This window comes from Nitratireductor kimnyeongensis, assembly GCF_019891395.1.
In the GTDB taxonomy this organism is placed as follows: domain Bacteria; phylum Pseudomonadota; class Alphaproteobacteria; order Rhizobiales; family Rhizobiaceae; genus Nitratireductor; species Nitratireductor kimnyeongensis.
The window spans coordinates 1,867,280-1,882,458 of record NZ_CP078143.1; the positions used below are offsets into that span (position 1 = coordinate 1,867,280).

The 15,179-nt window shown below is 59.5% G+C and carries 9 protein-coding genes; 7 read left to right on the forward strand and 2 right to left on the reverse strand.

Annotated elements, in window-relative coordinates:
• Positions 1-106 precede the first annotated feature (106 nt).
• A complete protein-coding gene (locus tag KW403_RS08925) occupies positions 107-886 on the reverse strand; it encodes a LuxR C-terminal-related transcriptional regulator (RefSeq protein WP_246637933.1) in 780 nt (259 codons plus the stop codon).
• A 227-nt stretch (positions 887-1,113) separates the two neighbouring features.
• On the opposite strand from KW403_RS08925, the gene KW403_RS08930 reads away from it, so the two are divergent.
• Both KW403_RS08930 and KW403_RS08935 read left to right on the forward strand, forming a co-directional pair.
• Positions 1,114-2,892, forward strand: coding sequence for an adenylate/guanylate cyclase domain-containing protein (locus KW403_RS08930; protein ID WP_223022344.1), 1,779 nt, complete (start codon positions 1,114-1,116; stop codon positions 2,890-2,892).
• Between the two features lie 60 nt (positions 2,893-2,952).
• Positions 2,953-7,116 carry a cytochrome P450 gene (locus KW403_RS08935; protein ID WP_223022345.1) on the forward strand — a complete coding sequence of 1,388 codons (4,164 nt, stop codon included), beginning with the start codon at positions 2,953-2,955 and terminating at the stop codon, positions 7,114-7,116.
• On the opposite strand, the gene KW403_RS08940 is transcribed toward KW403_RS08935, so the two are convergent.
• The gene (locus KW403_RS08940; RefSeq protein ID WP_246637934.1) at positions 7,117-7,812 is read right to left on the reverse strand and encodes a Crp/Fnr family transcriptional regulator; all 696 of its coding nucleotides are present in this window, start codon (positions 7,810-7,812) and stop codon (positions 7,117-7,119) included.
• Positions 7,813-8,228: 416 nt separating this feature from the next.
• Between KW403_RS08940 and KW403_RS08945 the strand changes: the two genes are divergently transcribed.
• From KW403_RS08945 to KW403_RS08965, 5 genes are all read left to right on the forward strand, one after another.
• Positions 8,229-9,815, forward strand: coding sequence for a peptide ABC transporter substrate-binding protein (locus tag KW403_RS08945; RefSeq protein WP_223022346.1), 1,587 nt, complete (start codon positions 8,229-8,231; stop codon positions 9,813-9,815).
• Positions 9,816-9,889: 74 nt separating this feature from the next.
• On the forward strand, positions 9,890-10,807 hold the full coding sequence (gene oppB, locus KW403_RS08950; RefSeq protein WP_223022347.1) for an oligopeptide ABC transporter permease OppB: 918 nt from the start codon (positions 9,890-9,892) through the stop codon (positions 10,805-10,807).
• On the forward strand, positions 10,800-11,954 hold the full coding sequence (locus tag KW403_RS08955; protein WP_246637935.1) for an ABC transporter permease: 1,155 nt from the start codon (positions 10,800-10,802) through the stop codon (positions 11,952-11,954). The genes oppB and KW403_RS08955 overlap by 8 nt, the downstream gene beginning before the upstream one ends.
• A 1-nt stretch (position 11,955) precedes the next feature.
• Positions 11,956-13,596, forward strand: coding sequence for an ABC transporter ATP-binding protein (locus tag KW403_RS08960; protein ID WP_223022348.1), 1,641 nt, complete (start codon positions 11,956-11,958; stop codon positions 13,594-13,596).
• Positions 13,597-14,148: 552 nt separating this feature from the next.
• Positions 14,149-15,168: a TRAP transporter substrate-binding protein gene (locus KW403_RS08965; protein WP_223022349.1), complete on the forward strand. Its 1,020-nt coding sequence runs from the start codon at positions 14,149-14,151 to the stop codon at positions 15,166-15,168.
• Positions 15,169-15,179: the final 11 nt, after the last annotated feature.

Sequence of the window (15,179 nt, forward strand, 5' to 3'; positions counted from 1 at the left end):
TCTGAAGGCTTTAGCAAATAAGGGAGTTCACGAAGCCATGCTGGGCGCCGTGCGAGAAGAGGGCGAGAAGAGGGCGGAAAGAGGGCCAGTGCCCGCACTCGGATGATCACTGGTTCAGAAGATCAATCCCGTTACTCGTGAACAGATTGGATACCTTGTAGGCGGCTTCGGTGCGATTGGTCGCCTTCAGTTTCTGCATGATGTTTCGAATGTGTACCTTGACCGTGCTCTCGCACATGTTCAGTTCGTAGGCGATAATTTTGTTGGGTTTGCCCTGCCAGATGGCCTCAGCCACCTGGATCTGGCGAGGGGTGAACATTTCCGTCAGGCGCGGGTTATGCCCGGCGTCGCCGTTGATGACCTCACGGATGGCGAAGACGGTGCTGGCGGGCACGAATACCCCGCCGGCAAGTGCAAGGTTGATGGCTTCGACACAAACCTCGACACTCACCGACGAAGGTATATAGCCCCGCACGCCATAGTCGAGAGCATTGACGATCTGCACGACATCATCCCGGTCCGCCAGGATGATCAATGGCGCTGATCCGGACACCTTGATGGTCTGCCTGATTAGCTCCTCCATGTGGGATTCCATTATGTTGGTGGAGCCCACATGGAGGAGCACAGCGGCCAGTGGAGGATGCCGGTCCGCTTCATTCTGCCATTCTTCCATCGTGCTGCAGGCAAACACATCCCAGGGAGCTGGATGAGATGCCAGGCTGCTGCGCAGGCACTGACGTGCCAGGATCCGGTCATCGACGAGGACCACCGAGCCCTTCTGCGTGAGTGCACGGCTCGAGGTTTTTCCAATCGTGCTGCGGCGGGCCTCTTGCGGCGGCAAGTCCGGTCCGTGGGAGGATGCGGTACAGGATGAGAAGGCCGTCATGTTGGAAACCCGCTGTTTTCGCCGAGGTTGCTCTGCTAACGGATGCTAGATTAACCACCACAGCATGTGACTTCTGTGAAATTGGCTACACTTGCCAACGGAGATGTTTCTCAGCCACGCAACAACCCAGATTGCGCCGGCAAATGGACTCGTGCTCTTCCCGGTTGCCCGAACCCCTAAGCGGGGATACGCTGGGGTCCTTGAGGGGCACCAACTGAAAAAAATCCATGTCCGAGGGGCAATATACCCGACAGGTCACGACGATCGCGTCTATCGACGCAGTCGGATTTTCACGGCTAATGGGAATCGATGACGCGTTTGCGGTGGCCGCATTCGAGGAGCGTCGGTCGATCATCGCCGACAGTTGCGATGCCGCCGGTGGTCGAACATTCGGTGCTGCCGGCGATAGCATCATGGCGGAATTCGGCACACCCATAGACGCGTTGCGCGCCGCCTTCGATTTCCAGAGCCGGATTGTCGACCTCAACGGTCAGGTGCCCGGCGACCGGCGCATGCCGTTCCGGGTCGGAATCAATACGGGCAATGTGATCGTTCGGGGCGCCAGCCTTTACGGCGATGACGTCAACATTGCCGCCCGCATTCAGGAACTGGCCCCCACGGATGGGCTGGCGATCTCGGAAACAACCTGGAACCATGTCAGGGACAAGGTTGCCGCCAGCTTCACCGATCTCGGCGAGCGGCAACTCAAGAACATCGCTCTTCCGGTTCGCATTTTCGTGGCGAGCCGGGGCGAGGGTGAGCAGACACAGATGGTGCCGCATCGGACCGCCGACCCGGCCGCTCCGCCGGCGGTTGCCGTTCTGCCGTTTCAGAACGAGGCCGGCGCGCGGGAATTCGACTACATCGCCGACGGCGTTGCTGAAGATATCATTCAAGGTCTTTGCAGCACGCGTTGGCTGCCGGTGATCGCGCGGGAATCGAGCTTCCAGTTTCGCGACAAGGCGCTGGGTGCGCGCATGACCGGCAGCGCGCTTGGTGCCCGCTATCTCGTTGACGGCAGGCTCGCACGCGGCCATGCACATTTCGATCTCGTTATCACGCTGACCGATGCGTCAAATGAAAGACTGGTATGGACACGTGGATTCCGCCGGCCATTGGACGAAGTCTCTCTGGTCAACGATGAGATCGGTGGCCAGATCGTTTCCATGCTCGAAAAAGAGGTGGAAAGGGTCGAGCAGGCGCGCACATTTCAGGTGCCATGGGAGAGCCTCGAAACATGGCAGCTCGTGCGGCGCGCGCGCTGGCACATGCAGCGCCGCACCCGCGAGGACACGGCGCTGGCATTCGACTGTCTCGATGAGGCACGCCGGAAAGCCCCTAATTCGAGCGCGGTGCTGAACGAACTCGCATGGTGGCACTTTTGGCGTGGATGGCTGCGGTCGGGTGCAGGCGACGACCTCGACAAAGTCACGGATCTGTCGCGCAAATCATTGTTGATGGACAGCCAGGATGCACGGCCGCACGCCAATCTCGGCGCCGTTGCAATCATGAGGGGCCAACCGAAGGCCGCGATCGAACACCTGCATGAAGCCCTGCAGATCAACCCCAGTTTCGCATTCGCCCATTCGGCAATGGGCAGCGCCCATCTGTTGCTTGGGGAGGCGGGTAGGGCCATACCTCTGCTTGAGACAGCACGGCGTTTGAGCCCGTTCGACATTTACGGCTTCCACAATCTTGGCGAACTGGCCGCCGCCTGCTGCTTTGAAGAGCGGTGGGACGAGGCCATCGCAGCGGCGGAGGCTTCGCTGGGTCTGTCGCCGCGGTATTTCTACGCGCGCTTTCTTAAGATCGGAGCACTCGCACGGTGTGACCGCGTGGACGACGCACGCCGGGAACGCGCGATTTTCAACGCCTATCATCCCGATTTTTCGCTTGAACGTGTCGCATGGATACCTTTCGCACAGAAATCGGCGACTGCGTTCCTCATCGACAATTTCAACATCGCCAATCAGGAGGATGGAGCACCCGAACCCGGACCTGCGTGAATTGCTTCACACATAATCGGCCCTTTCACGCGTAGGCCTTTGCTGTCGGAGGGGAACGCAATGGCGACGACCAAATATTACGACGGCGTGCGTGAAGCGCAGCGCACTCAGGGGCCGATAGCCCACATGCCGCCGTTCGATATGGAGCGGATGCGTGCAAAGGGTTGGCGCGCCAAACTTACCAGCCGCCTGCTTGAGAACCCGCGGTGGGTGCTTGGTTTCTTGCGGCGGTTTCATCCCGTACTCAAAATAGGCGATTTCGTGCTTGTGACGCGCAGCGAAGATGTGCGCGAAATCCTTGAGCGTCAGGACGTATTCCAAACCCCTTACGGTCTTGAAATGGCGGAGATCGCCGGAGGGACCAACTTCATTCTCGGCATGCAGGACGGTCCGGAATATCGACGCATGAAATCGACCGTATTGTCAGCCTTTCCTGCGGACGAGGTCGAAGGGGTTGTACGCCCTATGGCGGCGCGGCACGCTTCAGCCATCATGCAACGCGCCGCCCCGCGTTTTGATGCGGTTGCCGCGCTTCTGCGTGTCGTCCCGGTTCGCATCTGCCGCGATTATTTCGGCATTCTCATCGACGATGAGGAGGCCTTCTCTGATTGGGCCAATGCTTTGAGCGGCTTGTTTTTCGCCGATCCCGGTGCCGATCCTGTGACACGGGAACTGGCGGTTGTGGCCGCCGATCGCGTGCGGCGATCGATTGATCGATCGGTCATGGCGGTACGCGAGGGGACGGTGCCAAACACCACACCGCTTGGGCGGCTGGTCAAGATGCTCGATGCGGAAGAACCACAGATCAGCCTCGGCGAGGTCCATGCGATCATGCTGGGCATGATTGCCGGCTTTACGCCCACCAATCTTCTGGCGAGTGGCAATTGCCTGGATGTCGTGCTTTCCAAACCCGAGGCGCGTCGGGCAGTGGAAGAGGCGATCGCGGCCGGCGACGATGCGCGTCTCGAACGCGCCATCCTTGAGGCGATGCGCTTCAAGCCTATCTGGGTAGGTCCGTTCCGGTACACAGCGCGGGATGCGGTGCTCGCCAAAGGGACACGCCGCGAACGGAAGATAAAAGCAGGCACCACGGTGATGCCCGCGACCCTTTCGGCCATGTTCGACCCGGCAGTGGTGCGTGAACCCGAGCGCTTCGACACGGACCGTCCGGCGCGGGATTACATGGTGTTCGGTCATGGCATTCACCAGTGCATCGGTGCTGCAATCGCCCGGATACAGATCGCTGAGTGCTTCCGCGCACTGTTCTCAAAGCCCGGGTTGAAACGCGGCGGCGGGAAAGACGGGCGCTTGAAACGGCTCGGCGCCTATCCGGAAAGTCTCACGGTTTGCTTTGATCCCGCCCCACTTTCAAGGACGGTCCAGCACGCCATGGTGACAGCCGTGTTTCCCTGCGACAGGGACGCGCCGCTGGACGCGTTGCGCGAAAGGGTCGATAGGCTGGGCAATCCGGCGGGAGAAGCGATGACGCGCGCGCTGGACGCGAGTGGCGTGATCCATTTCGCCAGCATCGCCGTGATCGACGGGCGAAGCGAAAGGGAGAGCAACAGCGCCGGTCACCTCGTCGTCGAGTTATCAGGCGATGGCACGAAGGATCAGGTCGTGGATGCTTTTGTGCAGGGGGCCGAACCCATTCTACGGGAGCTTTTTGCCATGGCGAGCGGAACGAGCGGGCATAAGCCGGCCGGTACGCTTATCCGCGACAACGCGCTCGATATCTCCCCGACCTTCGGCAGCAATGCGGGGCTTGTGTTCTCCGGCACACCTGGTCACTCTGTCCGGCGCATCCGGGCGGAAGCGGAGTTGGAAAAGACCGCACGCGAAGAAATCGCGGCGGCGCCTGACGGCGCCGAGGCGGGCAGAATTCTGGACAGTGTCCGGCAGAAACTGGCCAACGACGGGCGCTTCGACTGGGCGTTCGAGCCCGCCGAAACGCTGCTGGAGAAACCGGCCGGCAGCCTTGCCAGCGCAGTCAAGCGGACTCTGCGCGCGCCGAAAGTTCTGGTGGCGGTGACGGTAACACTCCTCATCTGCCTCGCCATCACCTATTCGCTGGTGTTCGGCTACGCGCCCGGCTTCTTTCGCAATCTGCTGATCGTCGGCACCTCAATCGTGCTCACCCTGATCGGCGTGATCATGCTGCTTGCCTTCATAGCGGGGCTCTTGATCCTCTATCTGAGGCGGCTTGAAAAACGTGATGTGCCGAGCGACCGAAATGCGGATCTGTCGGCTCTCGAAGAGATTTCAAAGCGGGAAAACCATCTGGCGCAAAATCATCTTACCGCGGTCTCGACGCTCAAGGGCGGTTGGTTGAGACGCCTTGCGCTGCGTCTCTCCTTCTATCTGATTTCGATCATGGCCCGGCAGGTTTTCCGGCCGGGGTACCTTTCCGATATCAACACGATCCACTTTGCCCGCTGGGTGCTCCTGCCGGCGACGAAACAGCTTGTCTTCTTCAGCAATTATGGCGGGAGCTGGGAAAGCTATCTGGAGGATTTCATCACCAAGGCGCGCGCCGGTCTGACCGGGGTCTGGAGCAACACGGAAGGATTTCCGAGAACGCGAATGCTGTTCTTCGACGGGGCGAGTGATGGCGACCGCTTCAAGCGCTGGGCGCGGGCACAGCAGGTTCCGACGCTTTTCTGGTATGCGGCCTATCCAGGCCTCACCACTGCGCGTATCCGCATCAACTCGCTGATCCGCAGCGGTATCGCGAAGGCGGAAACCGAAAGTGAAGCGCGCGACTGGCTGCGCCTGTTCGGCTCGCAACCGCGCCCACGTGACACGCTTGAAATCGAGGAGATCCAGTCGATCTTCTTCGGACCTCTTGGCCCGCTCGCAAAAGCGGAGTTGCTCGCCTTCCATATCCCGGCGGACCTGCCGCGCCCGGCGCGGCGGGAATGGTTGGCGTTTTTGCTGGAACGTACCAGTTTCGGCAATCAGCTTCCGCCCGAGCGGGCCATGATCACCCTTTTCGGGCCGGATGGGCTGAGAAGGCTGGGGCTGGGAGAGCGCTCGGGCGACGACCGCCTCGACGGTTTTCCGGCCGCCTTTCGGCAGGGCATGGCAACGGAGGCGCGCAGCCGTGTGCTCGACGACATCGGCAAGAGCGCACCGGAACGCTGGGCATGGGGCTCGCAGGAGAAGCCGGTCGATGTCGCGGTGATCTGCTATGCGCGCATGTATGAAACACTGGACAAAGACATTCAGTCACTGATGCACGCAACAGACAAAGCGGGCGTGAAGCCCGTTGCGCAGCTTCCCCTGGAAATCAAAAGAGAGGGCGGGCACGCGGTTGAGCAATTCGGTTTCGCCGACGGTATTTCCCAGCCGATCGTGCGGGGCACGCCGCGGGCAAAAGAAAGCGCATCGCCCATGCACCTCATCGCTCCGGGCGAGTTCTTACTTGGCTATCCGGATGAAAACGCGCTCTACCCGCCTTCCCCAACGATTGTCGAAACCGAAGATCGCCTCGGCATACTTCCAGTGGTGGAAACGGGAGAAGAAACACCGCTCTTCGGCAAGAAGGCAACCTTGCGAGACTTCGGACGAAATGGCAGTTTTATGGTGATCCGCCAGCTCGAACAGCATGTTTCCGCCTTCAACACCTATTGCCGTCATGCTGCCGAAGCGGTGCGCACCGAGACGGGCAATGCCAGGCTCGATTCGAAATGGATCGCCGCCAAAATGATCGGACGCTGGCAGGACGGCACCTCCCTGGTGCGCAATCCCAATGGACGCAACGACCGCGAGCCTGATAACGATTTCGCCTTTGCCTTGGAAGACTCGCAGGGGCTTCATTGCCCTTTGGGTTCGCATGTGCGCCGCTCCAACCCGAGAGACTCGTTGGGGGACGATCCGCAAACCCAGCTCAGGATCAACAATCGCCATCGCATTCTGCGTTGCGGACGAACCTACAAAAGCGATCAGGAAACAGGCCTGCTTTTCATGTGCCTCAATGCCGATATCGAGCGACAATATGAGTTCATGCAGCAAAGCTGGATCTCGGCCTCCTTCTTTCAGGGGCTCACGGATGAGAAGGACCCGGCCATCGGCGCCAATGAGGGCAAGGGCAGTTTCTCTATCCCGATTGGTGAGGGGCGGCTGATGCTGCGTGACCTGCCAAGCTTCGTGACCACGCGCGGCGGTGGCTATTTCTTCATGCCGAGCCGCTCCAGCCTGCGGTATCTCCTGTCCCGCTTGTGATCAGTCGTCTTCTTGCTGAACGACCTCCTGAAGGCCGGCTCTGGAGATCAGTCTTATGGCACCGCGCCTGATCGCGATCAGGTTTTCACCGCGCCAGGCATTGAGCATCTTGTTGACGGATTCGCGGGTCGCACCCAAGAAGGCGGCAAGCTCGGATTGGGAAATTCCAATCCAGCCGCCATCACCGGCAATCCTCTCGTCCAGAAGCAGGAGGCGCTTGGCGAGTCGCGCTTCCACCTTGAGCAAAGCCTGATCGTTCCGTTCATTGCTGATCCAGCGCAGGCGCGCGCAAAGAAGCTCGATCATCGCAAGAGACAATGAGGCGTCCTCCGCCAGTTTCCGCATCAGCTGCTCGCGGCTTAGAGACACCAGTTCGCAATCGGTCAGGCAAATGGCGCTTGCAGTCCTGGTTCCCCCGTCCAGCGCTCCGATCTCGCCGATGAGACTCCGGGACAGCTCGATATTCGCAACCAGTTTCCGACCGCTGATAGAATAGGTGGAAATCTCGACCGTGCCCGACAGAACACCGTATATCCGGTGTGCAGGATCCTCGTGCATGAAGAGGTAGGACCCTGCCCTGTGGTGCTCGGGACGGCACCGGCTGAACAGGATATCGAAATGCGCAGGTGACAGGTTGACCGTCTCCCGTTGCGGCGGAGTGTCCTGGGCGGTGTGCAGCTCTTCCGTCGTTTCCAAGGGGATCCACGCGGGCTGATTTTGGTGCCGAATAATGATTTGCGTGGTGCCGGACGTCAACGCGAAGCAGGTTGGAGCACGAGTTCCGGGCAAATTTTTACACGGCCAGGGCACGTGGCTGCCATTTGTTCGTTGAGTGCTGTGCTCCATCAGGCATGTCAGAAATGCCTGTTCCGTCCAGGCAGGAGGGACGGTGGGTGGCATGATGCGGCCTTGCAATTCTGATCGTGCGAAGGCGGTTGCAGATAATATTATTTCTATGAAACTTGCACTTACGCGGGGAATATTGCGCATTCCGTGCAACCTATGGAAAATCCACCCAAAAGCGTTTGACGTATACGGAATTTCATTGCCAAATGCCGCCTCTCTCATCCGTTGGGTGGATGACAGCAAGCAAGAAAATGGGAGTGCGGGAAATGTTGAAATCACTGATACGTCCGTTGCTCGCGGGCACGATTTTGATCTCTTCGGCAATGGCAGCGTCTGCCGTCACCTATGTCCGCGGCAATGATGGCGACCCCGAAACGCTGGACCAGCACAAGACCTCGACCGTCGTTGAGGCACACCTTCTGCGCGATCTCTATGAAGGTCTCGTCGTCTATGATGCAAAAGCGAAGATCATTCCGGGCGTTGCGGAGGAATGGACCGTTTCCGACGATGCGACGGTTTACACATTCAAGCTGCGCGACGATGCAAAATGGTCGAATGGCGATCCGGTCGTGGCGGCGGATTTTGTCTTCTCGCTGCGTCGTATCATGACGCCGGACACCGGCGCGAAATATTCCAACATTCTCTACCCGATCAAGAATGCAGAAGCGATCAACAAGGGTGAGATGGAGCCTGATCAGCTGGGCGTCAAGGCGGTGAACGAGCGCACGCTCGAAGTCACCCTCGAGCAGCCGACCCCCTATTTCCTGGAGCTCTTGACGCACCAGACTGGCCTGCCGGTCAACCCGAAGGCGGTTGAAGCCCACGGGACCGATTTCGTGGCGCCGGAAAACATCGTGACCAACGGTGCCTACAAGCTTGTCTCCTTCCAACCGGGCGACAAGATCGTCATGGAAAAGAACGAGAATTTCCATGATGCCGACAGTGTGAAGATCGACCGGATCGAGTATTTGCCGATCGAGGACCGCGCCACCTGTGTGCGTCGTTTCGAGGCGGGCGAAGTCCATAGCTGTTCCGACCTGCCGACCGAGCAGATCAAGTCACTCAAGGAGCGTCTTGGCGATCAGGTCCGGATCACACCCTATCTCGGCACCTATTATTACGCGCTCAATATGAAGCGCGAGGCCATGGCCGATCCTAACGTGCGCCAGGCGCTCTCGATGGCTATCGATCGCGAATTCCTTGGCGAGGAGATTTGGGCCGGCTCCATGCTGCCCGCCTATTCGCTCGTGCCGCCCGGCATCGGTAATTATGAGGGCGGCGGTGCTCAGGCCGAGTGGGCAGACATGTCGCCGCTCGACCGCGAGGACAAGGCCATCGAGTTGATGAAGGAAGCCGGTTACGGTGAAGACAATCCGCTGACCGTGGAGCTTGCCTACAACAATTCCGAGAACCACAAGAACACCGCGACCGCGATTGCCGACATGTGGAAGCCGCTTGGCGTCAATGTCGAGTTCAATGTTCGCGATCTATCGGCGCATTATGCCAACCTGCGCGACCAGAAGGATTTCGACGTGGCGCGCGCCGGCTGGATCGGCGACTATTCCGACCCGCAGAACTTCCTGTTCCTGGTCGAGAGCGACAATACCGGTTTCAACTACGCCCAGTATGAAAACCCGGACTATGACGCATTGATGGACAAGGCCGCTGCCGAGACCGATCTGGTCAAGCGTGCCGAGATTCTGCGTGAGGCAGAAGCGTTGTTCCTGGCAGACATGCCGTATGTTCCGCTTCTCTTCTACTCGTCCCTTTCTCTGGTGTCCCCCAAACTTTCGGGCTGGGAGGACAACATCCAGAACGTCCATGGGACGCGCTTCATGAGCATCAGCGAGTAACAACAGCGTTCGATATTTCCGCCCGGACCCTTTCGGGACCGGGCGGCATCGAACCAGCATGAGAGTTGGTAGCGATGCTCGGTTATGCCGTTCGCCGTCTCCTCGGCGCTATTCCGACCCTGTTCCTGATCATCACCTTCGCCTTCTTCCTGATGCGGGTGGCGCCGGGCGGTCCCTTCGACCGCGAGCGCACGCTGGAAGCGAAGGTTCTGGAAAACCTGAACCGCGTTTTTCACCTCGATAAGCCGATCTGGGAGCAGTATTTCTACTATCTCGGCAATCTCGCCCGTGGCGATCTGGGTCCGAGTTTCATCTATCGTGATTTTTCCGTGCAGCAATTGCTCGGCAATGGCCTACCCGTGTCCATTCAGCTTGGCGGCATGGCGTTGCTTGTGGCGCTGCTGATCGGCTGTGTGCTCGGCACCATCGCCGCATTGCGACAGAACTCCTGGGTCGATTATTCGGTCATTGCGGTTGCCACCTTCGGCATCACCGTGCCGAACTTCGTGGTCGCACCGCTTCTGTCGCTCATATTCGGCGTGTGGCTGAGCTTGCTGCCGGCCGGCGGCTGGAACAGCCCTGAATCCATGGTGCTGCCCGTGATCACGCTGGCCCTGCCCCAGGTGGCCATCATCGCTCGCCTGATACGCGGATCCATGATCGAGGCGCTGCGCTCCGACCATGTGCGCACCGCGCGAGCCTACGGCCTGCCGCAGCGCATGATCGTTGTCGTGCACGCGCTTCGGGCAGCCTGTCTGCCGGTGATCTCCTATCTGGGGCCGGCAGCGGCAGCATTGCTGACCGGCTCGGTGGTGGTCGAAACCATCTTCGGTCTGCCGGGAATCGGCCGCTATTTCGTTCAGGGTGCGCTCAACCGCGACTACACGCTGGTTATGGGCACCGTCATCATCATCGCCGTCTTCGTGGTGGTCTTCAATCTGATCGTCGACCTCCTCTATGCGGCGCTGGACCCGAGAGTGCGTTATGACTGACATCGCCACCGGACCCGCAAGAGGGCCCTTGCCGCCCGAGGACGAGTTGCCGACCACGAAGAGCCGCTCGCTGTGGGAAACGGCCTTCATGCGGCTGCGCAGAAATCGCGCCGCCATGGCCAGCCTGTTCATCCTGGTCCTGTTTGTCTTTGCAGGCATTTTCGGCCCGATGCTGGCGCCGCATCCCTATGCGCGTGTCTATTCGGATTTCGTGAAAGTGCCGGCCAGCCTCGAAGCCTATCCGCGGAAGGCGGAGATCGTGCCGCTGGCCGAATCTGCCCTGTCGCGAGCGCGGCTCGATACCGGTTTCATCGAACTCGACGGCAATACGGTGCGCATCGAGGCGACGTCACGCCGTGAGATTGATCCACGCGTGACGCGCTATCTTGACCGCTCGGACCTGTTCTCAAACGCACGCATCGTGGAGCAGGCAGAGGACAAGAGATCGATCGTGATGGAAGCGGATGTCCAGCGTTTGAGATTCATATTCGGCACGGATGCGAATGGGCGTGACCTCTTCGCTCGTGTGCTGATCTCGATCCGCATCTCGCTGATGATCGGCGCCCTTGCAACGGGTGTGGCATTGCTGATCGGCGTGATTTATGGCGCCACTGCCGGCTTTCTCGGCGGACGCGTCGACAATATCATGATGCGCATCGTCGACATTCTGTATTCGCTGCCGTTCACCTTCTTCGCCATTTTGCTCGTGGTGTTTTTCGGTCGAAACGTGGTTCTGATGTTCATCGCGGTCGGTGCCGTGGAATGGCTGGACATGGCGCGCATCGTTCGGGGACAGACAATCTCGCTCCGGCGGCGCGAATTCGTGCAGGCGGCGGAAGCTCTGGGCGTCGGTTCAAGGGGCATCCTGAAACGGCATATCATACCCAACACACTCGGTCCGGTGATCATCTACATGACGCTCCTGGTGCCAAAGGTTATCCTGCTGGAGAGCTTTCTCTCCTTTCTCGGTCTGGGCGTGCAGGAGCCGCTCACCAGCCTTGGCGTGCTGATCTCGGAAGGTGCACGCAACATGCGCGGGGCGGCCTATATGCTGCTCTACCCTTCACTGGCGCTGACCGCGCTTCTCTTTGCGCTCAACTTCCTCGGCGATGGCCTGCGCGATGCGCTCGATCCGAAGGACCGGTGACATGATGAAGCAGAACGGGGAACCCATTTTCGATATTCGCGACATCCGTGTCACCTTCGACACGCCTGACGGAGCGGTCGAGGCGGTGCGGGGAGTGGACATGCATGTGAAAGCCGGCGAAACGGTTGCTGTGGTGGGTGAATCGGGGTCCGGCAAGAGCCAGATCATGATGGCTGCCATGGGGCTTCTCGCCAACAATGGTTCCGTCTCCGGTTCCGTGACCTATCGCGGGCAGGAACTGATCGGACTGCCTCGCGCAAGGCTCAACAGGATCCGCGGCGCCAAGGTCACCATGATTTTTCAGGAGCCGATGACGTCACTCGATCCGCTTTACACGATTGAGCGGCAGATCTGCGAGCCGATCCGGGTGCATGGCGGGCTTTCGGCGGGGGCGGCACGCAAGCGGGCGCTGGAACTGTTGAAGCTCGTTCACATTCCCGATCCCGAGCGGCGGCTGAAATCCTACCCGCACGAGCTTTCAGGCGGCCAGCGCCAGCGTGTGATGATCGCCATGGCGCTCGCCAACGATCCGGATCTGCTGATTGCCGACGAGCCGACGACGGCGCTGGATGTGACGATCCAGGCCGAGATTCTCGGCCTGCTGGCAGAGCTTCAGAAAAAGCTGGGTATGGCCATCCTCTTCATCACCCATGATCTCGGCATCGTCGAGGCCTTTGCCGACCGGGTTTATGTGATGCAGAAGGGGCTCGTGGTGGAGACGGGCGTGACGGAAGATATCTTCCAGCGACCGCAGAAGGACTACACGAAAATGCTTCTGGCCGCCGAACCCGAGGGCCACAAATCACCGGTGGGCGACGATCAGCCAATCCTGCTCGATGCCAGAGACATGTGTGTGACCTTCACCATCAAGGGCGGGCTCTTTTCGGGGCCGGGCTATGAACTGAAGGCGGTGCAGAATGTCGGGCTGACCCTGCGCGCCGGGCAGACGATCGGCATCGTCGGAGAGTCGGGTTCGGGCAAATCAACGTTGGGCCGTGCGCTTCTGCAGTTGCTGCCGTCTGAAGGGCGGGTCGTCTATCAGGGCACACCCATTCAAGGCTTCGACCGCGCGGCGATGCGGCCATTCAGGCGCAACCTGCAGATGGTTTTTCAGGATCCCTATGGTTCGCTCAGCCCGCGTATGACGGTGGGTGAAATCATCACCGAGGGACTTCTGGTGCATGAGCCGGGGCTTTCGGCGCGCGAGCGTGACAAGCGGGCCACTCAGGCGCTGGAGGAGGTCGGGCTCGACCCATCCATGCGCAACCGTTTCCCGCACGAATTTTCAGGTGGGCAGCGCCAGCGCATCGCCATTGCCCGCGCCGTGATCCTGAAGCCCACCTTGATCGTGCTCGATGAGCCGACCTCGGCGCTCGACCGCTCGGTGCAGAAGCAGATCATCACCCTGCTCAGGCGCATTCAGGACAGCCACAACCTGTCCTTCATCTTCATCAGCCACGATCTGGCTGTGGTCAAGGCGCTGTCGGACTATGCGATTGTGATGCGGTCGGGACAGGTGGTGGAAGAAGGACCAACGAGTGAGGTCTTCGACAATCCACAGAGCGATTACACCAAGGATCTGATGGAAGCCGCCTTCAATCTTCGCGAAGTCTTGCAACGTCAGGCGGAAGACCGCGCCTAGGTCTCATCCCAGTATTCGAGCCGGGTTGCCCTGAGGAATGGGCGATCTGGCGATCTTCCGGTTCACGTATCCTTGCCTGAGAAAACAAATGTTTTCGCAATTCGCGGAACTTTATTCGAAGCCGTTTGTTTTCATCATGGAAACAATCGATTGCACAATCGATTGACTCTGCGGCGCGTCTGTTTACGCTGGTCGTGTCGTAGGAGACAGGGAGCAAGGAGGGGCGTTTGCACGCACCCTGCATGACCGGCCTGGACGTCGCAGCCATACCCGCGCGGTGTGGCAAATTGCGTTCGTTCTGTTGGCAGCAAGCGTTTTCCGCAGCTGCCATGGCAAATGCCGCGTCTCTTCCCCTGCTTCTCGGGCGCAGCAAGAAGCGCCGCCGCAGATTTCCGGCAAAAGCGCGTTTGCGCGGCATCGCGACCGTTCCTGGTTGGTTTCCCGCCAGTTGACGACGCACGCTTGAAATCGTTGGCCTGTGACCGGAGATCGGCACAGGACTTTGTTTTTTATTGCCGAAATCAGTTTGATCAGTGACCAGAGGAGAACAGAATGCGTTCCATCAAATCCCGCTTTTTGGCAGGTCTTGCCAGCACAGCGATCGTGCTCGCAGGCGCCGTGGCAGCTCAGGCGGAGACCTGGAAATACGCTTTCGAAGAAGCGATGACGGACGTTCAGGGCGTTTACGCCCAGAAGTTCAAGGAAGAGGTCGAGGCCAATTCGGATCACGAGATCCAGCTTTTCCCGTTCGGTACGCTGGGCGAATCCGCTGACATCATGGAGCAGGCGCAGGCCGGCATCCTGCAGTTCGTCGACCAGTCTCCGGGCTTCACCGGCGCTCTTATTCCCGAGGCTCAGGTCTTCTTCGTGCCCTATCTGCTTCCGGCCAAATCGGAAGATCTGGGAGATTTCTTCCGCAACTCTAAGGCCATCAATGAGATGTTCCCCGAGCTTTATGCGGAACAGGGTCTCGAGCTTCTGAAGATGTTTCCCGAGGGTGAAGTGGTGATGAACACCAAGGACCCGGTGGAAAAACCTGAAGACCTCAACGAGGTGAAGTTCCGTGTAATGACCAACCCGCTTCTGGTGGAAAGCTACAAGGCATTTGGCGCAACGCCGACGCCGCTTCCCTGGGGCGAGGTCTATGGCGGTCTCCAGACAAATATCATCCAGGGCCAGGAAAACCCGCTCTTCTGGGTCGAGTCCACGAAGATGTACGAGGTGACCGGCGCCATCACGCTGACCGGGCACAACAACTTCACCACCGCTGTCATGGCCAACAAGGAGTTTTATGACGGCCTGAGCGACGAGGACAAGAAGGTCATTCAGGACGCTACCGAGGCGGCGTTCGAACATATCCTCGAATACCAGAAGGGTCTCAGCGAGGAATCGCTCGCCAAGATCAAGGAAGCCAAGCCCGAGATGACAATCAGTGATCTCACCGAAGAGCAGCGCGCGCCTTTCAAGGAAGCGGCCGCCAAGGTGGAGGCCAAGTTCATCGAAATGACGGGTGATAGTGGCAAGAAGATCCTTGACCAAATGAAGGAAGACCTGAAGGCGGCCACGCAATAAGCTGCTGCCTT